The 24,488-nt window shown below is 69.2% G+C and carries 26 protein-coding genes; 11 read left to right on the top strand and 15 right to left on the bottom strand.

The window, feature by feature from the left end; all coding sequences use genetic code 11:
• Positions 1–63: 63 nt before the first annotated feature.
• The gene (locus tag ACIP5T_RS13075; protein ID WP_400863850.1) at positions 64–966 is read left to right on the top strand and encodes a helix-turn-helix domain-containing protein; all 903 of its coding nucleotides are present in this window, start codon (positions 64–66) and stop codon (positions 964–966) included.
• 9 nt (positions 967–975) lie between these two features.
• Here ACIP5T_RS13075 and ACIP5T_RS13070 read toward each other — a convergent pair whose 3' ends face one another.
• From ACIP5T_RS13070 to ACIP5T_RS13040, 7 genes are all read right to left on the bottom strand, one after another.
• The gene (locus ACIP5T_RS13070) at positions 976–3,333 is read right to left on the bottom strand and encodes a beta-galactosidase (RefSeq protein ID WP_400863847.1); all 2,358 of its coding nucleotides are present in this window, start codon (positions 3,331–3,333) and stop codon (positions 976–978) included.
• A gap of 150 nt (positions 3,334–3,483) precedes the next feature.
• On the bottom strand, positions 3,484–3,657 hold the full coding sequence (locus ACIP5T_RS13065; RefSeq protein ID WP_042541591.1) for a CsbD family protein: 174 nt from the start codon (positions 3,655–3,657) through the stop codon (positions 3,484–3,486).
• 93 nt (positions 3,658–3,750) lie between these two features.
• Positions 3,751–4,365, bottom strand: a complete 615-nt coding sequence (locus tag ACIP5T_RS13060; RefSeq protein WP_400863843.1) for a hypothetical protein — start codon at positions 4,363–4,365, stop codon at positions 3,751–3,753.
• A complete protein-coding gene (locus ACIP5T_RS13055; protein WP_400863840.1) occupies positions 4,362–4,946 on the bottom strand; it encodes a DUF6286 domain-containing protein in 585 nt (194 codons plus the stop codon). Before ACIP5T_RS13055 ends, ACIP5T_RS13060 begins: the two co-directional genes overlap by 4 nt.
• Positions 4,943–5,338: a hypothetical protein gene (locus ACIP5T_RS13050; protein ID WP_400863837.1), complete on the bottom strand. Its 396-nt coding sequence runs from the start codon at positions 5,336–5,338 to the stop codon at positions 4,943–4,945. The genes ACIP5T_RS13055 and ACIP5T_RS13050 overlap by 4 nt, the downstream gene beginning before the upstream one ends.
• The gene (locus ACIP5T_RS13045; protein WP_140038388.1) at positions 5,338–5,526 is read right to left on the bottom strand and encodes a DUF2273 domain-containing protein; all 189 of its coding nucleotides are present in this window, start codon (positions 5,524–5,526) and stop codon (positions 5,338–5,340) included. The genes ACIP5T_RS13050 and ACIP5T_RS13045 overlap by 1 nt, the downstream gene beginning before the upstream one ends.
• On the bottom strand, positions 5,523–6,047 hold the full coding sequence (locus ACIP5T_RS13040) for an Asp23/Gls24 family envelope stress response protein (protein WP_400863835.1): 525 nt from the start codon (positions 6,045–6,047) through the stop codon (positions 5,523–5,525). Before ACIP5T_RS13040 ends, ACIP5T_RS13045 begins: the two co-directional genes overlap by 4 nt.
• A 247-nt stretch (positions 6,048–6,294) precedes the next feature.
• Here ACIP5T_RS13040 and ACIP5T_RS13035 point away from each other — a divergent pair, with 247 nt between their 5' ends.
• The gene (locus tag ACIP5T_RS13035) at positions 6,295–6,870 is read left to right on the top strand and encodes an isochorismatase family protein (protein WP_400863832.1); all 576 of its coding nucleotides are present in this window, start codon (positions 6,295–6,297) and stop codon (positions 6,868–6,870) included.
• A 10-nt stretch (positions 6,871–6,880) separates the two neighbouring features.
• Complete coding sequence (locus ACIP5T_RS13030; protein WP_400863829.1) at positions 6,881–7,783, top strand: SDR family NAD(P)-dependent oxidoreductase; 903 nt, start codon at positions 6,881–6,883, stop codon at positions 7,781–7,783.
• A 21-nt stretch (positions 7,784–7,804) separates the two neighbouring features.
• On the opposite strand, the gene ACIP5T_RS13025 is transcribed toward ACIP5T_RS13030, so the two are convergent.
• Positions 7,805–8,620 carry a suppressor of fused domain protein gene (locus ACIP5T_RS13025; RefSeq protein ID WP_400863826.1) on the bottom strand — a complete coding sequence of 272 codons (816 nt, stop codon included), beginning with the start codon at positions 8,618–8,620 and terminating at the stop codon, positions 7,805–7,807.
• 80 nt (positions 8,621–8,700) lie between these two features.
• On the opposite strand from ACIP5T_RS13025, the gene ACIP5T_RS13020 reads away from it, so the two are divergent.
• Complete coding sequence (locus tag ACIP5T_RS13020; RefSeq protein ID WP_400863823.1) at positions 8,701–9,657, top strand: NADP-dependent oxidoreductase; 957 nt, start codon at positions 8,701–8,703, stop codon at positions 9,655–9,657.
• Here the strand turns inward: ACIP5T_RS13020 and ACIP5T_RS13015 are convergent.
• The gene (locus ACIP5T_RS13015; protein WP_400863820.1) at positions 9,654–10,025 is read right to left on the bottom strand and encodes a DUF4406 domain-containing protein; all 372 of its coding nucleotides are present in this window, start codon (positions 10,023–10,025) and stop codon (positions 9,654–9,656) included. The two genes, ACIP5T_RS13020 and ACIP5T_RS13015, sit on opposite strands and share 4 nt — an antisense overlap.
• A gap of 70 nt (positions 10,026–10,095) precedes the next feature.
• Between ACIP5T_RS13015 and ACIP5T_RS13010 the strand changes: the two genes are divergently transcribed.
• Positions 10,096–10,845, top strand: coding sequence for a DeoR/GlpR family DNA-binding transcription regulator (locus ACIP5T_RS13010; protein ID WP_400863817.1), 750 nt, complete (start codon positions 10,096–10,098; stop codon positions 10,843–10,845).
• Between the two features lie 32 nt (positions 10,846–10,877).
• Here ACIP5T_RS13010 and ACIP5T_RS13005 read toward each other — a convergent pair whose 3' ends face one another.
• On the bottom strand, positions 10,878–11,549 hold the full coding sequence (locus ACIP5T_RS13005) for a GPP34 family phosphoprotein (RefSeq protein ID WP_400863814.1): 672 nt from the start codon (positions 11,547–11,549) through the stop codon (positions 10,878–10,880).
• A gap of 140 nt (positions 11,550–11,689) precedes the next feature.
• Positions 11,690–12,334, bottom strand: a complete 645-nt coding sequence (locus tag ACIP5T_RS13000; protein ID WP_400863811.1) for an MIP/aquaporin family protein — start codon at positions 12,332–12,334, stop codon at positions 11,690–11,692.
• Between the two features lie 208 nt (positions 12,335–12,542).
• On the opposite strand from ACIP5T_RS13000, the gene ACIP5T_RS12995 reads away from it, so the two are divergent.
• The 3 genes from ACIP5T_RS12995 (at position 12,543) to ACIP5T_RS12985 (ending at position 16,131) form a co-directional block, all read left to right on the top strand.
• Complete coding sequence (locus ACIP5T_RS12995) at positions 12,543–13,925, top strand: APC family permease (RefSeq protein WP_400863808.1); 1,383 nt, start codon at positions 12,543–12,545, stop codon at positions 13,923–13,925.
• Entirely contained in the window at positions 13,912–14,136 is a 225-nt protein-coding gene (locus ACIP5T_RS12990; protein WP_400863805.1) for a multidrug transporter, read from the top strand. Before ACIP5T_RS12995 ends, ACIP5T_RS12990 begins: the two co-directional genes overlap by 14 nt.
• Positions 14,137–14,298: 162 nt before the next feature.
• Positions 14,299–16,131: an RNA polymerase sigma factor gene (locus ACIP5T_RS12985; protein ID WP_400863802.1), complete on the top strand. Its 1,833-nt coding sequence runs from the start codon at positions 14,299–14,301 to the stop codon at positions 16,129–16,131.
• A 206-nt stretch (positions 16,132–16,337) separates the two neighbouring features.
• Here ACIP5T_RS12985 and corA read toward each other — a convergent pair whose 3' ends face one another.
• Together corA and ACIP5T_RS12975 are read right to left on the bottom strand one after the other, a co-directional pair.
• Positions 16,338–17,354: a magnesium/cobalt transporter CorA gene (gene corA / locus ACIP5T_RS12980; protein WP_400863799.1), complete on the bottom strand. Its 1,017-nt coding sequence runs from the start codon at positions 17,352–17,354 to the stop codon at positions 16,338–16,340.
• 49 nt (positions 17,355–17,403) lie between these two features.
• Positions 17,404–18,687 carry a serine hydrolase domain-containing protein gene (locus tag ACIP5T_RS12975; protein WP_400863796.1) on the bottom strand — a complete coding sequence of 428 codons (1,284 nt, stop codon included), beginning with the start codon at positions 18,685–18,687 and terminating at the stop codon, positions 17,404–17,406.
• An 89-nt stretch (positions 18,688–18,776) separates the two neighbouring features.
• Between ACIP5T_RS12975 and ACIP5T_RS12970 the strand changes: the two genes are divergently transcribed.
• Positions 18,777–19,091 carry a DUF2470 domain-containing protein gene (locus ACIP5T_RS12970; RefSeq protein WP_400863793.1) on the top strand — a complete coding sequence of 105 codons (315 nt, stop codon included), beginning with the start codon at positions 18,777–18,779 and terminating at the stop codon, positions 19,089–19,091.
• Between the two features lie 54 nt (positions 19,092–19,145).
• The gene (locus ACIP5T_RS12965) at positions 19,146–19,793 is read left to right on the top strand and encodes a heme oxygenase (biliverdin-producing) (protein ID WP_400863790.1); all 648 of its coding nucleotides are present in this window, start codon (positions 19,146–19,148) and stop codon (positions 19,791–19,793) included.
• Between the two features lie 6 nt (positions 19,794–19,799).
• On the opposite strand, the gene ACIP5T_RS12960 is transcribed toward ACIP5T_RS12965, so the two are convergent.
• Positions 19,800–21,194 (bottom strand): ATP-dependent RecD-like DNA helicase, encoded by a 1,395-nt coding sequence (locus tag ACIP5T_RS12960; RefSeq protein ID WP_400863788.1) that lies wholly within the window; start codon positions 21,192–21,194, stop codon positions 19,800–19,802.
• Between the two features lie 160 nt (positions 21,195–21,354).
• On the opposite strand from ACIP5T_RS12960, the gene ACIP5T_RS12955 reads away from it, so the two are divergent.
• Positions 21,355–22,428, top strand: a complete 1,074-nt coding sequence (locus ACIP5T_RS12955) for a hypothetical protein (RefSeq protein WP_400863785.1) — start codon at positions 21,355–21,357, stop codon at positions 22,426–22,428.
• A 10-nt stretch (positions 22,429–22,438) separates the two neighbouring features.
• Here ACIP5T_RS12955 and ACIP5T_RS12950 read toward each other — a convergent pair whose 3' ends face one another.
• The gene (locus ACIP5T_RS12950) at positions 22,439–24,448 is read right to left on the bottom strand and encodes a cytochrome c oxidase assembly protein (RefSeq protein WP_400863782.1); all 2,010 of its coding nucleotides are present in this window, start codon (positions 24,446–24,448) and stop codon (positions 22,439–22,441) included.
• Positions 24,449–24,488 lie beyond the last annotated feature (40 nt).

Below are 24,488 nucleotides of genomic sequence, written 5' to 3'. Positions count from 1 at the left end.
TCGGCCGCTCTTCGAGGCTAGGAGCGCTGCAGCACCCTGGGTATGGTGAGAACGAGGGATGACATGGACGAAACGACGTATCGCAGCATCGCCCCGCACTCGCCGGACACCGCCGCGCGCGCGGAGGGATTCGCCGATCAGCGACTCTGCGTGGTGCCGCGCCCCCAGGTCGAGCACACGCTCGCCGCGCCCGTCACCCGGCGCCTCACCGTCACCGACGCGGGCCTGTTCCCCCATGCCGCGGGCCACCTGCGCCAGCGCCTGCGAGGGGCGTCCGAGACGATCGTGCTGGTCTGCGTCGGCGGCGCGGGCGTCGTGACGTTCGGTGGCGACGAGTACGCGCTTAGCCCCGGCACGAGCATCGCGATCCCCGCAGGCACCCCGCACGAGTACCGCAGCTCCGATCGCGACCCATGGACGATCTGGTGGCTGCACGTGCGAGGGACGGATGCGGCAGAGCTGACGACTCCGCCGGGCGCCTCCCGTCTGGTGCGGCTGCGCGCGGTCGATCGGGTGGTGGCGCTGTTCGATGAGCTCGTCACACTGCTCGAGCGTCGCATCTCGCCCGCGCACCTGCTGGCGGCATCCGGCATCGCCTGGAATCTGCTCACGCGCATCACGGTCGACAGCACGCTGCCCGCCGAGGGCTCCCCGCTCGAGCGGGCGATGCGCTACCTCGAGACGCGCATCGACGGCAGCATCCAGGTCGCAGACCTCGCGGCCCTCGTCGGGCTGTCGCCCTCGCACCTGAGCGCGCTGTTCCGTCAGACGACCGGCAGCGGGCCGGTGGCCTTCCACACCTCGCTCAAGATGGGCAGGGCGCGGGCGCTGCTCGACACCACCGGTCTGTCGGTCGCCGAGATCGCCGCGGCGGTGGGCTACGCCGATCCGCTGTACTTCTCGCGGCAGTTCCGCCGAGTGCACGACGTGAGCCCCACGACCTACCGCGCCCAGCACAAGGGCTGAGCGCACGCGTCACGGGGTCGTGCGCACCCGCGCATACCGGCGCACGAGCACGGCCGCCGCATCGACCCGCAGCACCGGATCGGCGGCCGTCGGCCGGACGCGGGGGTCGACGTGCACGGGAGACGCGGGATCCCAGGCGAATGCCTCGAGACGGATCGGATGCTCGGCCAGCAGATCGCGATAGGCGGTGAGGTCGACCTCGAGCGGCCGCCCCGACCAGAACTGATCGGCGATCAGCCGGTCGCCGATGTGCAGACGGATGACGTCGCCGACCCAGTCGAGCCGCAGCACCACCTGCTCGGCATCGACGCCGATCCCGCTCGGGATGAGCATCTCGACCGCCGAGGCCTCGGCGAAGTCGGCCTCCGTCGGGGCGCTCACGCGCGATGCCGGGCCGCCGACCCTCGGGGCGAACACGGGCACTGCCGGGAAGACCGGCGGCACCAGATCGTGATGAGCATCTGCCGCCTCGACCACCGTCCGTCGGAACTCGACACCGGCTCGGTCGGCGCGCTCGGCCAGAACGAGCATGTCCGCATCGGCATCCTGCCTCTCGGCCACGAAGTCCGTGTCGTCGAACCAGCCGCCGTGCGGCCAGATCACCACGCTGTCGATTCCGTCCACGGGGCCCCACCAGACGGCATCCGCGGTGGCGCTGTCGAGGATCACGAAAGTCGTGCGGCCGACCTGCACCCGACAGTCGACGCCGGGAGCCGAGTCGGGGCGGATCACGAGTCGCCCGTCATCGTTCACCGTCGTGCTCGCTCCCCGCACGACGGGCGGTGCGACGTCGTCGACCTGGATCTCGACCTCGATGCCGTCGCTCGCCGCCAGGACCACCACCTCGTGGTCGCCGAGGCGGATCTCGGTGATCGGCTGCGCCGTCGCGCTCACGGCGGACAGGCCTCCGAGGGGCTGGCGGATCGGCCAGAAGAAGGAGGACCCTGAGGGCACGGTGATCGGGTCGCTCGGGATGCGCACCGCCCCGTCGCGTCCGCCGATCTCGAACTTCACGGCCTCGACCGCATCGAGCGGCGAGAGTGCGGGCTGGTGGGTGTTGACGAACAGGAATCCTCGGTGGCCGTCGCCGCGCACCGACCAGCGCAGGCCGCCCGGATCCGACGGCCCGATGCGCGCCGGGCAGGTCGCGAGCCGATCGCCGAACGCCGTGAGGAACAGGTGCTGGCGTCGCAGCTGGTGAAAGTGCGGGCGCTGCGTGCCCGCGGCGCCGATCGGCGCGAAGAAGTCGTAGTCGCGCACGGGGACGTCGTTCGGATACCCGGTCGCCTGCGACTCCTGCGTCGTCGAGAGCGCCCCCTCGAAGTGGAGTCCGCCGTGGAACATGTAGTAGCCCTGCCAGGCCGATCCGCTGCCGAGCTTGGTCAGCGCGAGCGCGGCGACATCCTGCGCGTCGACGAGCGGGCGACGGTGATAGGCGGTCGCCATACCGCTGCCCAGTTCGCAGGTCGCATAGGGCCAGGCGTCGCTCGTGCCGCGGTCGCCGGCCGCATCGACGTCGACGGGAGCGGCGCGCAGGTCGGCTCCGACCGAGAGGTCGTCCCGCACGTCGCTGAACGTGAAGTGCTGTCGCCCGAACTCCGGCCACCCGGTGTCGGACTCCTCCCAGAACCCGTCGGCGTACCCCGCATACACGGGCAGGAAGCGACCCTGCGGCAGGCGAGCGCCACCCCACCCGGTGGCCGTGAAGAGGCTGGCGACGAGGCCGACCGATTCGGCGATCGTGCGCAGCGTCGACAGGTGCTGCGGCTGGTCGTACAGTTCGTTCTCGATCTGGATGCCGATGATCGGCGCATCCGGAGCCTCGGCACGGTGCACGAGATCGGCCACCTGGCCGGCGATCGCGGCGTACCAGCGATTCGCCACCTCGAGATAGGCGGGGTCGTCAGTGCGATGCGCGATGTCGCGCGCCTGCAGCCAGTCGGGGAACCCGCCGTTGCGCGTCTCGCCGTGCGCCCAGGGACCGATCCGCAGCACGACATCGAGGCCGACCCGATCGGCGATCTGCACGAACGCCCGCAGGTCGCGATCACCGTCCCAGCGGAACTCGCCCTCGACCTCCTCGTGCGCCAGCCAGAAGACGTACGTCGCGAGCACGTCGATGCCGCCGGCTCGCATCTTGCGCAGCTCGCGTTCCCACACCTCGCGACGATCGCGCACGAAGTGGTACTCCCCCATCACCGGGATCCACGGCCTGCCGTCTCGGCTCAGATACCGGTCGGTCACCTCGATGCGACGAGAAAGGTCGGCACCGTCGCCGAGGTCGAGGGCCGCGGGCACCGGTGCGGTCGGTCGCGGAAGATGGACGCGGTATCGCGCCTCGGCAGAAGTCGTCGTCGAGGAGGTCATCACTCGACCGTACGCATGCGCGCGGAGCGAGCGACAGGGGCGAAGCGACGGAATGGCTGGAGAGAACGACGGACGCTGTCGGCCGGCCGTCCCCACGCGCAGCGACGGGCGGGTGGAGCGTGACACCGCTCCACCCGCCCGTCGGGGGTCTCAGTTCTTGAACGCGTCCTTGACGTTCTCGCCGGCCTTCTTGGCGTCGGCCTTGACCTGGTCGGCCTTGCCTTCGGCAGCGAGCTTGTCGTTGTCGGTCGCGTTGCCGATCGCTTCCTTCGCCTTGCCGGCGATGTCCTGAGCGGCATTCTTGATCTTGTCATCGAGTCCCATGAGGAGCTCCTTTCGTGAGGGTGATCGTGACGACGGGAGGATTCCCGGCGTCTTATCGTCGTTGCAGTACGCGACCGACGATAAGTCTCTGGTTCACGACAGACGACGCTGATCGTGGGCGAGACGCGCACGCAGGCCGGTGTGGACAGAGACATAGGTCTCGGTGTCGCGCCCGGTCAGGGTGGCGAGGTTGGTGAGCAGCCGATCGACATGGTCGACCAGCTCTCGGGGGTCGGTGTTCTGCCGAGGCGTGACCGCGACGTGCAGCACCGGCTGGTGGCGGATGTCGTTCGCCGTGACCTGCGCCGAGAGGATCTCACCGCGGGTGGCGAGCGAGTTCTTCACGGCATCCGAGACGAACGACTCCGTGACGGTGACCCGCCCGAGGGGGTTCTGTGCTCCGGTCGAGCGGAACGCGGTCTTCGACCGGCGACCTGCGACGCTGGTGAGCGCGAGGATCAGGAGCACGATCACGACGAGGATCGCCGCGACCGCGCCGATGCCGATCCACGAGAGGCTGCCGCCCGCGATCGCCGTGGCGGCGATCGCCTGGTCGAGCCAGGAGCGCGCCCCCTCGCCGCCCGACGTCCAGATGTCGGTCGCGGTGGGCCAGCTCATGACGGCGATGCCGAGCGCTCCGAGACCGAGGAAGAGCAGGCCGATGATGAGCAGCAGGGTGCGGTTCAGCGCACGGTTGGTGTTGTTCACAGCTCGTCTTCCTTCTCGTTCGGACGCTCGACCCGCACCCTGGTGCGGACGCTGCGCGTCAGGCGGTAGGTCTGCAACTCGGCCTCGGCGGCCGACTGCACCGCATTCCTGTCGAGCGGGATGCCCGCTCCCGGGCGCACGGTGACGTCGACGCTGCGATGGCCGACCCCGACCGTGATGCTGTCGCGAGCCAGGCCCGTCTCCTCGGAGAGGTGCTGAGCGAGAGCGCTGGCGATCACGCCGTTGTCGACCACGACCGCACGGTCACCGGACTCGAGGGTGTGCTTGGACAGACGGCCCGGGGTGATGGCCAGGACCACGAAGATGATCCCGATCAGAGCCAGCACGACGCTGCCCGCGATCACGAGCCCCGCCGGCTGGGCGGTGGGCAGGCCCACCAGCCATCCGCCGGCGGCGGCGGGTCCGAGCAGGAGGGCCGGCTGGGCAGCGAGGCTCAGCACGATCTCGAGCCCGATGTACGCCAGGGCGAGGATGAGGAGGACGACCGCGACGAACATCGCGACAGTGCGCGGTGAATGCGTCTCGCGTCGGACGACGCGACGCAGAACTGGTGTGCTCATCGCACTCGTCTCCTCTCTGGGATGGTGGCACCGGTGATGGTGAGGGTGATGCGGGTGACGTCGCGTCCGAGAAGGCCGGCCAGACGCTGCTGCAACTGCTCCTGCAGCTGACGGGCACGGTCGAGCACGGGGACGGTCTGGGCGATCGCGGCGGTGTCGTCGAGATCGGGGATCGGCAGCGGCGTCGCGATGCGCACCGCTATCCCTCCGGGGTGTTCGGCGACATCGACCTTCACGTCACCACGCGGCACACCGATCAGGGTTGCGGACGCCTGTTCGGTGACCGTGCGGTAGACGCGCTCTTTCACGTCGATGCGCCCAGGGACGGTGGTCTCTCCGGTGGCGACTCGCGAGGAGCCGCCACCGGTGGCGAGGTTCTGGTCGATGCGCATCAGGAGGTGCGCCGCCCCGTGAACGCGTCTGCGAGACCGCGGACGTCGAGCTTGCCGGAGGCGATCCGGCCGATGATCGCGCCGATGCCTGCGAACAGGGCCATGAGGAGGAAGCCCCAGAACCCGAACAGCAGAGCGGCAAGGGCCAGGAGCGCTCCGATCAGCGCGCCGGTGGTGGTGGGGGTCATGAGACTCGCGACTCCTCGTTCTCGTTGCTGTCGTCGCCGGGCACGTGCACGTCGTTGACCTCGACGTTGACCTCGACGACCTCGAGGCCCACGAGGCGGCTGATCGCACCGGCGACGGCGGCGCGGACGTTGCTCGCGACCTCCTGGATGGGCGCGGGGTACTCGACGACGATCGTCAGGTCTGCGGCGGCCTGGGTCTCGCCGACCTCGACCTTGACGCCCTGAGAGAGGTCGGTCGCGTTGACGGCGTCACGGATCGCGCCGAAGGCGCGGGCTCCGCCGCCGCCGAGTGCGAACACGCCGGGAACCTCACGCGCGGCGATGCCGGCGACCTTGGCCACCACTCCATCGGCGATCGTGGTCTTGCCCGCGGCGTCCGAGTCTGCGGGGATGCGCGACGTCGAGAAGCTCGAGCTGCGGTCGACCCGCGAGGCGGATGCGGCCGGCTTCGGCGCTGCGGAGGTCTGCGACAGCTCCTTCTCGGCGGGGCTGGTGGGGGTGTTCTGGTCCTGAGTTGCCATGTCGATTCCTTTGCCTGAAGCGGATGCCGGCTGCGAGACCGATCCGATCTCACCGGGAGCGTGTTGGTCGCTCACAGATAGGACGAGTGAGGGTGCGCATTCGTCACAGATTCGTCGCGAAGGCACGCCCCGTGGCGGCGGGTGCCCGCACGAGCGGGCCCGAGCCGTGCCGATGTCGGCGGGATTCGCGCGACGGTTGACCGCTCCCGGTCTGGCCGGCTCCGCCCTCGACCGCGAGGATTGTCGGATGAACCGCGATTCGCCCGCCACTGCCCTGCTCGTCATCGACGCCCAGGAGTCCTTCCGCCAGCGGCCCGACGAGTGGGCGTCCACCGCCAACCCGGGTGCCATCGACAACATCTCGCAGCTCGTCGCCCACGCACGGCGTGTGGGAGACGCGGTCGTGTGGGTCACGCACTCCGAGCCCGCCAGCGGAGGGGTGTTCGACCCGGCCAACGGATTCGTCCGAGTGATGTCAGATCTCGATCCGCAGAGCGACGAGATCGCCGTGACCAAGACCACCGTCAACGCGTTCACCTCGACCGACCTCGAGGATCAGCTCCGGCGCCTCGGCGTCGGACGGCTCGTCGTCTGCGGCATCCGCACCGAGCAGTGCTGCGAGACGACGGCTCGGATGGCGGCCGACCTCGGATTCACGGTGGAGTTCGTGACGGATGCCACGACGACCTCGGCGATCGAGGCGAACGACGGACTCGCTGCCGTCTCGGGCGACGCGATCATGCAGCGCACCGAGAGCATCCTCGCCGCACGCGGATTCGCGACCGTCATCCGCACGGCCGACCGGGTGGGTGTCTCGGCCTAGGTTGGAGGGCATGGCCTCCCCGCTCGCGCTCCCCGACCTCGCCGGCCGCACGATCATCGTGACAGGGGCGAACGCCGGCATCGGCTATTGGTGCGCCGAGATCCTCGCCCGGCACGGCGCCAGGGTGCTGCTCGGATGCCGGTCGGCGGAGCGCGCCCAGGTCGCGGTGTCGTCGATCCGCGCGCAGGTGCCCGACGCCGACCTCGATGTCGTACCGGTCGATCTCGGGTCGCTCTCGAGCATCGCCACCGCCGCGGCATCCGTCGGAGAGCGCCTCGACGCGGTGATCTGCAACGCCGGAGTGAAAGCCGCGGATCGCAGCGCCCGCACCGCCGACGGCCTCGACCTGATGGTGGGCACGAACTTCATCGGGCACTTCGCGCTGCTCGCGCAGCTCGGTGACGTGCTCGCCGACGACGCGCGGGTCGTGGCGGTGGGGTCGCTGGCTCACCGTTTCGCCGAGATCGCCCCCGCTACGCTCTCTCAGCCGTGGACCGGACCCTCGCTGCGCCAGTACGGTCGATCGAAGGCCGCCCTGATGGCATTCGCGTTCGAGCTGAACCGCCGGTGGCGGGGCACGGCGCGTTCCGCGCTGTGCGCGCATCCCGGGTATGCGGTCGACCCCCTCACACCGCACCGCGACGGCCTCGCCGACGTGTCGGGAGCGGGGCGGGCTCTCGCTGCGCTGAGCCGCCCGCTCGTGCAGGGCAAGGATGCCGGGGCCGCGCCGATCGTCCACGCGGCGGTCGCGGCAGATGCCACCGGCGGCGACTACTGGGGCCCCGGCGGGCTGCTGGAGTTCCGCGGGGCACCGAAGCGGGTCTCCGCCAGTGAGCAGGTGCGCTCGGTCGACGTCGGGGCCGAACTGTGGGCCGTCGCAGAGCACGCGGCCGACGTCCGCTTCAGGATCTGACGGGCGCGGCGTCGGTGCGGCTCAGTCCGCCTCGAGCACGTAGGCGCCGGAGGCGTCGGTGAACATCGCGGTCTGGCCGGGCTTCGCCTCCCGCACGAAGCCGGAGACCCACGGGAAGCGAGCGAGGAACGAGTCGACCGACCACACCTCATGGTTGGAGGAATCGTTCATGTAGGCCTCTGACTCGAGCCCGGTGACGGATTGCAGGTCGCGCCCCGTGAAGGTGACCCATCGCGGCGGATGCTCGGCGTGCAGCTTCGAGAGGAAGACCGGCGCGTTGCCGGCAAGTCCAGGGGCTGAGACCGAGTCGTCTCGTGTGACGTCGAGCAGGGCGTCGACGGATCCTGCCGCGGCGACCAGTGCGTCCCACCCCTGGGCAGATGCGAACGCCGCCTCGGCATCCGTCAGCATCCGGAGAGTGCGCACATGGCCGATCAGGGTGCCGTCGTCCGATCGCACCTCGTCGAACGATGCGCCCCAGCGCGACGGACTCACCATGATCGCCGAGATGCGGGTGCCGGCGAGGAACGGCTCGCTGTTTCGCCAGGGAGCGCCGGTCGGGGGCACGCGCCTGTTCGTCGCGATGTCGTCGCAGACGATACCCAGCGCGATGCGAGCCGCACCCTGCTGGCCGTCCAGCACTTCGACGGCCAGCTCGACGCGCTCACCCGAGTCGGTGGGCATCAGCGACGCCCCCGACGTCATGATCGTGATGGGTCCGCCCGGCGGGCTCTTCTCGACCACGCGGATCGCACCGCCGATGCGGTCTTCCCAGGCGACGGGATCGGCGCCGAGCGAATCGAAGACGTGTCGGGGAAACTCCATGCCATCGGTCATCGCCCCAGTCTCACAGGCCTCCGTCGACGGTCGCAACGGCAGCCGACCCTCGAGGCCGAACGCGCTCCTAGGCTGGGCGCATGATCTCTGAACCCCAGGACGCCGCATCGAGGCGGGTCGTGTTCCGCCGCTTCGGCGGACCGGAGGTGCTCGAGATCGACACGAGACCGGTTCCCCTGCCGGGGCGCGACGAGGTGCGCGTCCGAGTCGTCGCTGCGGGAGTGAACCCCGTCGATTGGAAGCTCTTCAGCGGTCGACCGATGCACGATCCGTACGAGCGCTCGCTGCCCTCCGGCAACGGATACGACTTCGCGGGAACCATCGACGAGGTCGGATCCGACGTCGAGGGCTGGCGCCTCGGCGATCGCGTCTTCGGCGGTCTCCGCTTCCACGCGCAGGCCGACCACCTGGTGATCGATCCGACGCTTCTGGTGCGGGTTCCCGATCGGCTGCCCCTCGTCATCGCGGGCGCGCTCAACGTGGTCGGACGCACCGCCGTGGCGAGCGTCGAGTCGCAGAACATCGGGCCCGACGACGTGGTGCTCGTGAGCGGGGCAGCCGGAGGCGTCGGCATCCTGACCGCGCAGCTGTGCGTCTTGCGCGGCGCGAGCGTGCTCGGCTCCGCGAGCCCTCGCAATCACGAGCTGCTGAGGCGACTGGGCATCCATCCCCTCGCATACGGGGAGGGGATGGCGGACGACCTCCGCACCGCCGCCCCCGCCGGGCCGACCGTCGTGCTCGACACGGTCGGCCACGGCACCGTCGATCTCGCGCTCGCGCTCGGCGTTCCGCCCGAGCGCATCAACACGGTCGCCGACTACGAGGCTCGCACGCGGCATCCGGTGCGGGGCGTCGGCGGATCGGCCGCCGGCACAGCAGAGCTCGCGATGATCGCGGAGCTGCTGGCCGACGGCACGATCGAGCTGCCGATCGACTCGGTGCACCCGCTCGAGAGCGTCCGTGCCGCGTACGCCCGATCCATCGAGGGTCATGCGACCGGCAAGATCGTGGTCGTGACCGACGCGAAGGCCGTCTAGGCGGCGTCGGCCGCCCTGGCGGGGATCTCGTCGATCGATCGATACACGGGCAGACCGCGCTCGAGTGCGATCTCGACGTCCTTGTCGGCGCCGGCGGAATCGCCGGGCAGCCGCAGCACGGCATCGCAGTGCTGCAGCAGTCGGTGGGCGGTCTCGTACATGACGTCGCCGTCGGCGGCATCCGTCTCGGACATGCCGCGGAGGATCGGCAGGGCGACCCATTCGCCGATCATCGGCACGTGACCGAGGCGATGGATGGGTGCCGCCGCCTCTTCGAGTCGTTCGAGGTTGCGGGCGATGAGGACGGGATCGCCGCCGGTTCCCGAGCGATAGGGGCCGGCGATCAGAATCAGAAGTGGAGTTGTCATGGAGAAGACTGTAACGTTAACCGTGCAAGAACGTGCAACTTCGTGAATGAACAAGGTTCTGAGGAGTCGGATGCTGGGTGCGCAGCGCAAAGACCATCTGCGGGAGATCCTGCGCAGACACGGCCGCGTGGTGGCGAAGGATGTCGCCGCCGATCTCGGCGTCTCGGAGGACTCCATACGCCGCGACCTCCGCGAACTCGCCGATGCCGGTGAGATGGTGCGGGTCTACGGCGGCGCTCTGCCGATTCCACCGGCCGACCGCCCCGTCGACCAGCGGGCCGCGCTCGCGACCGAGAGCAAGGAGCGAGTCGCCCGCCGCGCCGTCGAGGTGATCTCGCCGGGTGCGACGATCGTGCTGGACGCCGGCACCACGACTCTCGCGATGGCCCGGATGCTGCCGCACGGCGCCGAGCTGACCGTGATCACACCCAGCCCGGCGATCGCCCTCGCGGCCGCAGAGCACTCCGATGCCCGCATCGTGATCATCGGCGGAGAGCTCGCTCGCTTCTCGATGGTGACGAGCGGCCCGCTCGCCATGGAGGCGATGCAGCATCTCGCGGCCGATCTCTTCTTCGTGGGTGCCACCGGCATCGATCCAGAGCGCGGCCTGACCACCGGCAACCTCGACGACGCCGCCACCAAACGTGCGATCGCCGCCCGCAGCACGCAGACCTATGTGCTCGGCAGCGAAGAGAAGATCGGCGCGACCTCGCGGTATCCGGTGCTCGACCTCGACGCGGTCGCCGGTGTCGTCGTCGACCCCCTCGACCCGAACCCCGTGATCGAGGAGCTCGCGGTGCGCGTGGCCGTCCTGCGCTGACCGCTCGTCAGGCAGGCACCGCCGACCGCCCGTCAGGTGATGGTCGTCGCCACGATCGTCGGGGTCATGATGGCCACCATTGCAGCGGCGATCGCGTCGTTGACGGCCTTGGCGACGGCGTCCCCCGCCGGTGACCCTGCGGTGAGCTGCTCGATCCGCTTCTTGAGGTCTCGCGCCGACAGCCCGCCGCATTCTTCACGCAGGATCGCATGCGCGGAGTTCAGGTTCTGCAGGATCGACAGCAGCGCCAGATCGGCCTGGGTCGGAGCCCCGGTTCCGGCGAGGACCGCGGCGAGCCGCGAGCGCAGCGCCTGCTCGGGCGTGGAGTCGGATTCGGGAGTGCGCGCCGCCCCCCAGCCGAAGAACCCGCGCTCTCCGCGAACGAGCACACCCTGCACGACGAGCGACTCGACCACGACCTCCAGCGGATCGAGCTTGGGCCGGACGACGAGCGACTGCAGTCGTTTGCCGCGCAGCGGCACGAGGCGCTGCAGCGTCGTGTCGAGGATCGGATTGCCGGTCGGCTCGGTCGACACGATCTCGACGACCGGGTTCTTCTCGCTCGACACCGATACGCGACCGTGCAGGGCGAGGTCGACGATGACGGCGGCGACCTCGCCGTAGAGGCGGTTCACACTCACCGCGCTCTCGACGCGGCCATCGGGCCGGAGAAGCAGCATATGGAGTTCTTCGACGATCAGCATGCATCCACGCTATGACGGGATCTCGCGGCTCGACATCCCCCGGACGGATGACTTCGGATGCCGGAGTGCGACCGGAACAGCAGCGCACCGACGCACGAACGCCGCGCCCCCGGAGAAGACGCGGCGTTCGAGGGAGAGTGTTACGCGCCGATCTTCTTCGCGTCGTCCGCGTTGAGCACGCGGAAGAGCAGGGCCGCGATGACTGCACCGACCACGGGGGCGACGATGTAGAGCCACAGCGACGCCCAGTCGAAGTATCCGCCGACCGAGAGGCCGAGGGCCACTGCCGGGTTGAAGCCGCCGCCGGAGATCGAGCCGACGGTCGCCGCCCCGACGAACACCGTGGCGCCGATCGCGAGACCGTAGAACGAGTTGCCCTCGGTGTCCTTCGAAGTCGCGGTGTTGAGCACGACCCAGACGAGGATCAGCGTGAAGAGAGCCTCGACGAAGAACGCGGGACCCACCTCGACGACCATGGCCTCGCCACCGGCGGGCCACACGGCGAAGCTGACCAGTGCGGCGAGCGCGCCGCCGACGAACTGCGCCACGAGATAGGCGATGAAGTCGACGACGCTGAGGCCGCCGCGAAGGAAGACGCCGACGGAGACCGCCGGGTTGAGGTGAGCGCCCGAGATGTGACCCGTCGAGAAGACGAGCACGGCGAGCGTGAAACCGATCGCGAGCGGGGTCAGCGGGCTCTCGCTGTTGACCGCTGCGATGATCGTGAGGACGAAGAGGAAGGTGGCGATCGCTTCGGCGAGCGCCTTGCGTGGAGTACCGGACATGAGAGTGCTCTTTTCTGAGAGGTGATGGAAGGCGACCCCCGTCCGCCTGCGCACTCCAGCCGACGCACCCTCCGTTGCGCCCCCGAATATAGCGACAGCGGCCACGACAGCTCGCTCGACGCGCGGTCTCCCTGTGAAACCGCTGAGTGGCATATCGGGCCCTGTCAACCCCGTCGCCACCGCGACGGGGTATCCGTACGGTGCCAGGATGACCTCCGACGCCCCCACGTCGCACGCGGAGCCCACCCGCCTGCGACGCGCCATCACCGGCCCTCTTCTGTTCGCCTTCATCCTCGGCGACGTGCTCGGCGCCGGGATCTACGCGCTGATGGGAGTCCTCTCCGAGAAGGTCGGCGGGATGCTGTGGGCGCCGTTGCTGCTCGCCCTGCTGCTCGCCCTGCTGACCGCGGGTTCGTACGCCGAACTCGTCACCAAGTACCCGCGCGCGGGCGGGGCGTCGGTCTTCGCAGAGCGCGCCTTCCACAGCCCGATCGTGTCGTTCCTGGTCGGATTCAGCATGCTCGCGGCGGGCGTGACGAGCGCTGCCGGTCTGGCGATCGCCTTCGCCGGCGACTATCTGGGCACGTTCTTCGACCTGCCGACCATCCCCGTCGCGATCGTCTTCCTCGCCATCGTCGGAGCGCTCAACGCCCGCGGCATCCGCGAGTCGCTCGGCGCGAATCTGGTGATGACGGCGATCGAGCTGAGCGGACTCGTGATCGTCATCGTCGTGGTGGGCATGTTCGTCGCGGGTGGCGGCGGCGACGCCTCCCGGCTCACTCAGACACCGGAGGGGACTCCCGTCGCCGTGGCCGTTCTCGGTGGGGCGGTCATCGCGTACTACTCCTTCGTCGGTTTCGAGACCTCGGCGAACATGATCGAAGAGGTCAAGGATCCGCGGCGCACCTACCCCCGAGCGCTCTTCGGCGCCCTCTTCACCGCCGGAGCGGTGTACGTGCTGGTGGGCGTCGCGAGCTCGATCGCGCTGCCGGCATCCGAGCTGCAGGAGTCGAGCGGCCCGCTGCTCTCGGTCGTCGAGGCCGCGGGCGCCAGCATCCCGTCGTGGCTGTTCAGCCTGATCGCGCTGATCGCCGTCGCCAACGGCGCACTGCTGACGATGATCATGGTCAGCCGTCTGACCTACGGGATGGCCGAGCAGAACCTGTTGCCCGCGGTGCTCGGTCGGGTGCTTCCGAAGCGCAAGACCCCCTGGGTGGCGATCCTCACCACCACCCTCGTCGCGATGGGCCTGACGCTGGTCGGAGACCTGGCGACGCTCGCCGAGACCGTCGTGCTGCTGCTGCTGATCGTCTTCCTCAGTGTCAACGTCTCGGTGCTCGTGCTGCGACGCGACCGAGTGGAGCACGACCACTTCCGCATCTGGACGGTCATCCCGGTGCTGGGCATCGCGTCGTGCATCCTGCTGCTGACCCAGCAGCGTCCCATCGTCTGGCTGTTCGGTGCGATCCTGCTGGCGGTCGGCGGCCTCCTCTACCTGCTCACCCGCTGGGGCCGACACCGCACCGCGAGCCGCGGCAGTGACACAGACCCCTCATCCACCACCACGAAGGAGAACCATGAGCACGCCTGACATCACCCCCGACGCCGACGACGCGATGAGCAGCGAGGAGAAGCGTCACGACCAGCTGACCTCGGCCCCGGACGCGACCGAAGCCGACGCCGCGCCTCGCATCGAGGTCTCGGAGCACGACGGCAACACCCGCATCGACATCGTCCCGGATGCTGCGGTGCGCCCCGGCCCCGGTCCTGGAGTCGAGACCGACGACGAACCCGGTCGGTGATCGGCGCCGGGCGCAGTCCCCGCTCGGCCCGCCCCACAGGAATGCCGATATATCACAGGTGATCGCTGGAAAGCAACCTCTGCGCGTAGGCTGACGACGAGGTCGCTTCTTCGACCTCGAGGCCGGCGGCCCGGATGTCGTCACCACAGTCGGGGGGAAGCCATGAGCGTCACCGCAGATCAGGGCACTGACACGAGGTCTGACGCCGAGCTCGCCGACGCGACCCGCGACGGCGACGCTCAGGCGTTCGCCGTGCTGTGGCAGCGGCACTCCGAGGCAGGGCTGCGTGCGGCCCGTGCGGTGACCCGCTCGATCGACCCGGACGACCTCGTCAGCGAGGCCTTCACGAAGACCTTCAGCGCGATGCAGAACGGGGGCGGACCGACCGACGGCTTCCGCGCCTATCTGTATGCCGCCATTCGCAACGCTGCGGCGACATGGGGCGGCAAGCAGAAGGACATCCCCATCGAGTTCATCGAGGAGATCCCGGACGAGGGTCCCGATGCGATCGAGCAGCTGTCGGACAAGACGATGCTCGCCGCCGCCTTCAAGAACCTGCCCGAGAACCACCGCACACTGCTCTGGTATCTCGAGGTCGAGGGCATGAAGCCGCGAGAGATCGCGCCGCTGATGGGGCTCACCCCGAACGCCGTATCCGCCCTCGCCCTGCGCGCACGAGACGGATTCCGTCACGCGTGGCTCGACGCGCTCATCGCCGATCCCTCCCGTCCCGAAGAGTGTCGCTGGGCGTGCGGGCGACTCGTTCGCCGCACCCGCCGACCGGTCAGTCGACACGAGCGTCCGCGTCTCGAGACCCATCTCGAGGGGTGCGCCGGTTGCACGATCATCGCTCGAGACGTCGACACGGCCTCGTCGAAGCTGCGTGCGGTGCTCCTGCCCCTCGCGCTCGGCAGCGCCGGCGCCGCGGCCTATGCGGCGCTCGAACCCGGTGCCGCCGCGAGCGCAGCCGTCATCGGACCATCGGCCGCCCTGCGATCCCGGCGAGTCCTCACCATCGGGATCGCCGCGGGCAGCGCGGTCGCACTCGCGGCCACGGTCGCAGTGGCGATCGCCGCCCCCTGGACGCAGCCCCTCCCGGGCGCCGACCGCGGCGAAGCCTCCGGACCCGTCGCCCACCCCGTCGACCCGACGCCCGGTGCGCCATCCTCGACGCAGGTCGACACTCCTCCGACGCCGCCGCCCGTGTCCCCCCCTGCACCGCCGCTCGTTCCCGCTCCCGTCGAGCCCACCCTCGAGCCGATCGTCGACACGACCTCGCCGACCTCGCCTGACCGCGAGGTTCCGTCATCGGAGAGTCCGCCGGCGACTCCGCCGGCCGCAGCGATTCCCCCGGTGGGCATTCCCCCGGCCGGGAAGCCGCCCGTCGATACCCCGCCCGTCGATACCCCACCGGTCGAAACCCCGTACGCGTTCGGCCTCGAGCCGGACGGATGGGACACGAGCAACCCGCTGGCGGTCTCTGCGCGCGGCACCGGCATCCCCGGAAGCACGGTCGCCATGCTCGACGAGCTCGGCGCAGTCGTCGCCGAGGTGCTCGTCGACGATGAGGGCGTCTTCGTGATCACGGTCGCGGGCGACGACCTCCGGCAGGGCATGATCCTCACCGCGCAGCACACGTCGCCCGCCGGCGACGTCGAGCTCAGCGAGCCGATAGGCCCCCTCTCGTTCCCGGTGCCGGTCATCTCCGGCGGGCAGTCGCGCATCCACCTCGACGGGGCGGATGCCGACGCCGACGGCGAGCGGGACGACGCGCTCGTCACCCTCGAGGGGATTCCGGGCGGATGGGTGCAGGTCGCCGTCGACGGCGTCGTGAACCCTCATCTCATCGCCATCGACGAGGTGACCTCCGACGACTACATCCCCGACATCCACCTCGGATTCCACCTGCTGACCCTGCGCTACGTCGATGTGGAGTCGGGCCGCACGGGACCCGGCGCCGAGTACGCCGTGGTCGTCACCCCCGGCGGCAAGTGACCACCGAGGCACGGATCCGACTGGCATATCGGTTGCGTCGTAAGGAACGGGCGTCTTCGGCGTCTTTATAGTGGGACACGAAATCGGCCCTGGGGACCTGAGCCGACTTCGTGTCCGGGTGCTCGCGATCCCCCCTACGGGAGGCGTCACTCGCGGGTGGGGCTGCTCCCCAGTCCCACCCGCATTCTTTCTCGAGGCTGAGAGGGCTACAGCCAGCCCTTGCGCTTGAACGCCCAGTAGAGACCGGCACCCATGCCGACCATCAGAGCGACCGCCATGGGGTATCCGAGCGTCCAATGCAGCTCGGGCATGTGGTCGAAGTTCATGCCGTAGACCGTGCCGACGAGCGTCGGGGCGAACAGGATCGCCGCCCACCCCGAGATCTTCTTGACCTCGTCGTTCTGCCGGATGCTCAGCTCGGTCATCCGCCGCATCTCCTCGTTCTGCCGCCGCGCCACGATCGTGGACTCGACGGTCAGGGCGTTGTCGAGCACCGTGCGGAAGGTGTTCGCCCGCTCCGAGACACGGAGGGTGTGGTCGAGCACATCGCGCAGATAGCGCTGCAGCTCTTCGTCGACCTGGTACTTCGCCGATCCGCGCAGCAGCGAGTCGAGCATCCCGGCCAGCGGCTGCACCGCCCGCTGGAAGTCGATGACCTCACGGCCGAGCTCGTAGATGCGCTGCGTGGCATCGACCTCGTCCTCGAAGAGCTGGCTCTCGATCTCGTCGATGTCGTTCTCGAGGCCGGCGAGCACCGGTGCGTACTCATCGACGACCTCGTCGAGGATCGCGTAGAGCACGGCCTCAGGGCCGAGCTTCAGCAGCCCCGGGTCGTCTTCGAGGCGGCGACGAACGCGTCCGAGGTCGGGCGACTCCGCGTGACGGATGGTCACCACGAAGTCCCGCCCCACGAGCACGTGGATCTCGCCGAACTCGACCTCCTCCGCCGCATCCAGATACCGTGCGGAGCGCAGCACCATGAACAGCACCTCGCCGTAGCGCTCGAGCTTCGAGCGCTGGTGACCGGCCAGCGCGTCCTCCACGACGAGAGCATGGATGCCGAACTCGTCGGCGACCTCGCGGATCTCGGCTTCACTCGGCCGGTACAGGCCGATCCAGCTCATGCCGCCGCGCTCGCGCAGCACCTCGAACGTCTCACTGAGGCTGCGCGGATTCTCGGTGCGGATGCCGTCGACATAGATCGCGTTGTCGATGATCGCCATCGGCGTTCCCTCCATCGGTCGGCCGCGGATCGATCGTCCGCCTCCGAGATCAGCCGGCGGGCGGTGCGACGCAGGGGATCGCGGAATCAGTGATCTCCTGGTGGTACTGCTCGGCCGTGAACGGCAGTCCGAACTCGGGAGCCGTCTCGCCCGCAGCTGCGGGAGCCTTCGACGCGATCGCGGCGAGCTCCCATGCCAGGAACATCGCGGTCAGCCCGCCGGTCGTCGAGTCGTTCAGCGACACCGCGACCGTGAAGCCGGACTCAGGATCGGAGAACGCCGACGTCTGGTATCCGGGAGTCCAGCCCGACTGTCCGACCATCGATCCGACGAGCAGGGCTCCTCCGGTGGCCTGGAACCATGAGGGCGCCTCGGGGCTCTGCGGCAGCGGGGCACCGAAGCGGTTCGGCTCGTCCTTCGTCCGCAGCTTCTGCGCGGCCTCGGCCTGGGCGTACCGGCCGAGGTCCTCGATGGTCGACACGACGCCGGAGTCGGTGTACCCCGTGCTCGATGACAGCGTGGTGATGTCGGTCGGAGCCGCGCAGTTGTATCCGCCTTCGATCGGCGTCAGGTAGTGCCCGTTCATGACCGGACCGGTCGAGGGCGCAGCCGCGGCCGGCGAGGGCAGCGATGTGTCGGCGAGACCGAGCGGCTGGGCCACGTACTCGGCGATCAGCTCGGATGCCGTATGGCCCGATGCCCGCTCGAGCGCGAGTCCGAGCAGCAGGTATCCGGCGTCGGAGTTGGTGTAGGTCGTCTTCGGCGTGGCGCGCGGGGCACCGAGGCCGTAGGACGCGAGTTCGAGCGGCGCCCACACGCGCTCCGGCGTGGTGAGCCAGGCAGCCTGCGCGGTCGCCTCTGACGAGCCGGCTCCACTCGTGCTGTTGCACAGGTCGAGGAGCGTGATCCCCTGCATGTCTGCGACGCCCGAGACGTAGTCGGTCACGGAGTCGTCGAGTTCGACCACACCCTCGTCTGCGAGGCCGTAGAGGACGTCGCACGTCATGAGCCGCGTCATGTCCGCGATGCGGAAGGCCATGTCAGTGCTGACCTCCTGGTCAGAGCCGGGCCCCTGCGTGCCGACGCCGGTGACCCAGCTGCCGCTCCACGGAGCCCATACGCCCACGACAGCACCCGAGGCACCCGACGCGGCGAGCGCGTTGGCGACGGCTGCCTCCATCGCGGCGACGGTGTCGTCGGGCAGCGAACCCTCGACCTGGGACGGCGGCTCGTAGCTGAACTCCGGCTCGGCGGTGCAGCCGGTGAGGAAGAGCCCGAGCACGGCGACGCCGGCCGCTGCTGCGCGGAACGTGCGCGACGAGAGAAGCTGCATGAAAGGGGACCCCCGGAAGACGTGTCTCCCGAGTCTAGAACGCCGTTCCTGAAAGAAGGCATCGCCGAGGCCCCTTTAGGGTGATCAGCATGCCCCACATCTTCGAGGCCGACGTCGTCTCGGCCATCCTGCGCCACATGAACGGCGACCACACCGATGACAATCTGCTCATCACACGCGCCTTCTCGTCGGCCGAGGGCGATGAGATCACCGACGCCGTGATGACGGACCTCGACGGCGACGGCGGTGTCTGGGAGGTCACCCGCTCGGGGGCCGCCTCCGAGTTGCGCATCGCGTGGCCCTCCGGTCCGATCACCGAGCGACCCGCTGTGCGTCGCGAGGTCGTCGCACTCTACGACCTCGCGTGCGAGAAGCTCGGGGTCGAGCCGCGCCCGCACGCGTGACGCTCTGAGATATCGGGGTTTCGCTCGAGGTTAGGCAACCCTTACACTTGGCACATGTCCGAGATCCTCTCCTTCTCCGCAGCCCTCCGTGAGCGCTCCTCCGGTTCGCACTCGCGCAGCGAGGGTGCCGGCTTCATGTCAGACCTGCTCAAGGGCGAGGGCTCGCGCGAGGACTACATCGCGCTCGTGGCACAGCACTACTTCATCTACGAGGCCCTCGAGAGCGCGGGCGAGCGGATGCGCCGCGACCCCGTCGCATCCGTCTTCATCAGCGACAAGCTGACCCGCCTGCCCGCTCTCGAGGCCGATCTCGAGTTCCTTCTCGGTGCCGGCTGGCGCGACGAGATCGTCGCACTGCCCACCACGCAGCGCTACGTCGAGCGCATCCGCCAGGTCGGCGCGACCTGGGCCGGAGGCTTCGTCGCGCACCACTACACGCGCTACCTCGGCGACCTCTCGGGCGGCATCTTCATCGGGCGGGTGATGGCCCGCCGCTTCGGCTTCGAGACCAACGGCATCGGGTTCTACCTGTTCGACGACATCGCCGACCCGTCTGCGTTCAAGGACGTCTACCGCGAGCAGCTCGACGCAGCCCCGTGGGACGACGCCGAGCGCGAGCGCGTGATCGACGAGGTGCTCCTCGCCTACCGGTTCAACACCGAGCTGTTCGAAGACCTCGACCGCGCGCGCGTCGCCGCCTGAGACCGCTCAGGCCTTCCCGACCTCGGGCGTGGTCGCCGCGAGCCAGGCGTCGCGCATGAAACGGCGCACATCCTCGTCGACCCGGATGTCACTCGGGCGCAGCGCCCTCGACAGGTAGAGCCCGTCGAGCGACGTGAGCCGAGACAGCGCGACGTAGGTCTGCCCCGGTGCGAACGCGCCGGACCCCAGGTCGATGATGGCGCGATCGTACGTCTTGCCCTGCGACTTGTGGATCGTGACCGCCCAGGCGAGGCGCAGCGGGAACTGCGTGAACTCGGCGACGACGTCACGGGAGAGCTTCTTCGTGCTCGGCTCGTAGGAATAGCGGAAGCGCTCCCAGACCGCAGGATCGACGTCGACCTCATCACCGTCGATCTCGACGCGCACGGTCTCGCCGAGGATCCGCACCACCGTGCCGATCGTGCCGTTCACCCACCTCGGCGGCTCACCCGACATCGAGGTGTCGTTGCGGAGGAACATCACCTGCGCACCGATCTTCAGCTTCAGTTCCGACTCGGCAGGCAACGACGCCTCGCCGCGTCCGAACTCACCGCTCACCTCGGCCTTCGCGGTCTGCTCCTTGCCCGGCAGCGCCGCGAGGTGCCGGCTGTTGATGGTGTTCACGATGTCGTTCCGCGTGGCGAGCGTGATCATCGGCACCTCCCCCGGCTCAGGATCGGGGGGCGTGCGTGCGCCCTGCGCGTTCAGCACACCTGCGATCTCGGCGGTGACCCGGCCGTACCGCACCGCGTTCAGCATCGCCTTGAAGCCGTCGTCCGACTGCCTGTGGATCTGCACGAGTTCGCGCACGTGCAGCTCCGCGCGGGTGTCTACCGCGAAGAGGCCCTCTTCCTCCTCGGGCGCCTCCCCACCGGCGGCGCCGGCCCAGACCTTGGCGTCGAAGAACCAGAACGAGCGGTAGTGGTCCTTCACATAGCGCAGTTCGTCACCGCGCGGCGGCACGGGCGCCAGCTGATACGGGTCGCCGAACATCACGATCTGCACTCCGCCGAACGGGATGCCGCGCTTGCCCCTCGCCTGCCGGAGCGAACGGTCGATCGCGTCCATCAGGTCGGCGTTGACCATCGAGATCTCGTCGATCACAAGCGTCTCGATCGCGTTGAGGATGCGCCGCGTGTTGTCGTTCTGGTCGATGTCCGAGTCGCCGATCAGACCGATCGGCAGCCGGAACAGCGAGTGGATCGTCTGACCCTCGACATTCAGGGCGGCGACTCCGGTCGGTGCGCAGATCGCGATCTGCTTCTTCGTGTTCCACGAGAAGTACTGCAACAGGGTCGACTTGCCGGTGCCGGCCCGACCGGTGATGAAGACGTGCTCGCTGGTGTCCTCGATCAGCCGGAACAGCTCTTGCTGCTCTTCGGACAGGGCGGGAAGCGACACGGATCTCTCACACGGACGAAGGCGGGAATGCACGGTGGCATCGTGCCTCCCCATGCTACGCGGCGCCGCCGCCCGGCATCCGACGGACACAGCGATCGGATGCCGACGCACACCGACTCACGCACGGCGTCGTCCCAGGCCGCACTTCTAGACTGACGCCATGCAGCAGGTCGAGACGAAGGCGCCCCGGCGCTCGCGCCTCGTTGCCGACCTCGCGATGCTCGCGGTGGTCGGACTCGTGCTCGTCGCCGCGCTCGGCGCAGGCGGGATGACCCTCTACCAGCAGTTCTACGGACCCTCGGCCTTCGTCGTGCGGTATCTCGATCTGCTCTCCGAGGGGCGAGCGGCCGATGCCCTTCGGGTGCCCGGTGTCGCGATCGACCGGGAGACGCTCGAGGTCGCAGGCATCGGAGCTACGGCGTCGGAGGCCCTGCTGCGCCACTCGGCCCTCGCCCCGCTCACAGACGTCGAGGTGCTGTCGGAGAAGCCCGACGACGCCGGCAAGACCGAGGTGACCGTCTCGTTCAAGGCCAGCGGCCACACCGGAACCACCACCTTCACCGTCGAGCAGGACGGCTGGGCCGGGGTCACCCCGAACTGGCGCTTCACGACGAGCCCTCTCGCCGTGGTCGAGCTCACGCTGCGAGGCGCGGATCAGTTCGCCGTCAACGGCTTCGAGATGGACCGCCGCCAGGTGTCGGCCGCCGGTGCGCAGGCCGCTCCCCTCGATCCCCTGCCGCTGCTGGTCTTCACGCCGGGCCTCTATTCGGTGACCGTCGACACGGCGATCGCCGACTCCGAGGGCGTCGGAGTCCTCGCGGACACCCCGCTCGCCACCACCCCCGTCGACGTGCAGACCGAGCCCACCCCCGACTTCGTCGCCGTGGTGCAGCAGCGTGTCGAGGAGTTCCTCACGGAATGCACCACGCAGGAGGTGCTGCAGCCGACCGCATGCCCGTTCGGCCTCGAGGTCTACAACCGCCTCGCCTCGCTGCCGAAGTGGTCGATCACGGCGCAGCCCCGGGTGAGCGTCGTTCCTGATGGCGGGCACTGGAAGATCCCCCCGACGGATGCGGTCGCGCACGTCGAGGTCGAGATCCGCTCTCTCTTCGACGGCTCCGTCCAGGAGGTGTCCGAAGACGTCCCGTTCCAGGTCAACGGATCGATCACGATCCTTCCGGACGGAAAGGTGTCGATCCGAGTCGGGTCTCCCGACGAGGAGACGACGGGCTGAGAGCCCGTGGTCAGCGCGCTTCGCGCTCGGCCTGACGCAGGTCGCGCTCTGCGAGGGCCGCGAGCTTCTCGTTGTACTCCTCGAGCTCGGCCTCGCCCGTGCGATCGGCATGCCGGTCGCGGCGCTTCTGCAGCTTCGTGTCGCTGCGGCTCCACTGGATCGCCACCGTGATCGCGAGGATCAGGGTCGGGATCTCACCGATCGACCACGCGATGCCGCCGCCGATGTACTGGTCTTCGATCGGTGTCGGGCCCCACGTGCGCCCCATCGATCCGAACCAGTCGGCGACCATGAGCCCCTCCTGCATCATGATCGCGACGCCGAAGAAGGCGTGCATGGCCATGATCGCGATCAGGGTGATCAGGCGACCGGGGTAGGGCAGACGGTACGGCACGGGGTCCGCGCCGACCAGGCTCAGCACGAACAGGTATCCGGAGATGAGGAAGTGCGCGACCATCCACTCGTGGCCGAGGTGCTCGAACATCGACCAGCGCACGAGGTCGGTGAAGTAGAAGGCCCACAGCGACAGGATGAAGATGCCGGCAGCGACGAACGGGTGGGTGACGACCTTCGAGAACGGCGAGTGCACCGCCCACATGATCCATTCGCGGCCGCCACGGGTGCCGTCGTCGCGCTTGTGGATCGCACGGAGCGCCAGTGTGACCGGCGCCCCCGAGACCAGCAGCAGCGGGATCGCCATCGACAGCATCATGTGACCCAGCATGTGCACGCTGAAGAGGTACTCCTGGTAGGCGTTGATCGGGCCGCCCGTGACCCACAGCAGCATCAGCATGCCCAGCACCCAGAAGACGGTGCGGTGGATCGGCCAGCGATCGCCGCGCAGTCGCAGGCGGCGCACCCCTGCGAGGTAGAAGAAGAGGCCGAACCCGGCGGCGACCAGCCAGAGCACGTCGATGTCCCACGCCGTGAACCAGCGATCGATCGTGAACTCGGGAGGCAGGGGTGAGCGGGTGAGGTTCTCGGCCGGCGTCTGCACGAACGCGGCCTCCTCGCCCGTGGGCGGCGGCGTGCGCGCGAGCGCGGCGGCGGCACCTGACGCCAGGCCCATCAGTGCGACCTCGCAGAGCACCAGCATCCAGAACCAGCGCGCCGCACCGGCTCCCTCCAGACGAGGGATCAGACGGATGCGGTACCAGGCGCCGAGCAGACCCATGCCCACCAGGAGCACGACCTTCGCGAGCAGGATCGTGCCGTAGGGCGTCCAGAGCTGGGAGATGTCGCCGAAGGAGACGATGGAACGCGCCAGGCCCGAGATCGCGACGACCGCGAAGGCGGCGATCGCGAGGCTGGAGTAGCGGCTGACCAGCCGCGCGGTGCCCACGCCCGAACGGTCGCGCAGGATGACGACGAGCAGCAGCCCACCGAGCCACACCGCCGCGCCGATCGTGTGCAGGAGGATCGAGTTCACGGCGATGTTGTGGCCGGCGAGCTCACCGGAGTGGCCCTGGGTGGCCAGCGGAAGGAAGGATGCCGCCGCGAGGATCGCTGTGATCAGGGTGGGCGTCCACGTGCGCCAGGCGAACGCGAGCACGGTGATCACCGAGCCCATGATGGTGGTGATCAGCCACGACTGACCGAGCGGCAGCTGCAGCAGGAATCGTCCGAGCTGCTCGCCGAACTCACGTTCGGCGCTGAGCTGCGGGTTGAAGGCCGCCATGAACGTGAAGAATCCGCTGATGCCGGCGGTGACCGTGAAGACGGCCGCGCCCGCGGAGGCCGCGTTGAGGGCCGTGTCGAACGACCTCTCCTCACTGCGCAGCGCGAACAGCGCCAGCACGAGAGAGCCCAGCATCGCCGCGGCCGCGATGTTCATCACGAGCTTGACGATGGGGGTGGCCCAGCGCACGAAAGGACCCGGATCCTGCAGCAGCAGCGGCGCCGCGCCTCCGCCGATCAGGAGGGCGATGAGCACGCCGATCAGTCCGGTCGCGAGCAGGATTCCGATTCCGCCCGCGCGATACGCGGAGCGGTTAGGGGTCTGCACGGCGCGGGCACTCACCCCTCAAGCCTAAGCCGCGGAACCGGAGTGGGAGCACGAA

Source organism: Microbacterium sp. NPDC088619, from assembly GCF_044752825.1.
In the GTDB taxonomy this organism is placed as follows: domain Bacteria; phylum Actinomycetota; class Actinomycetes; order Actinomycetales; family Microbacteriaceae; genus Microbacterium.
This window is presented reverse-complemented; position numbering and strand designations above follow the sequence as displayed.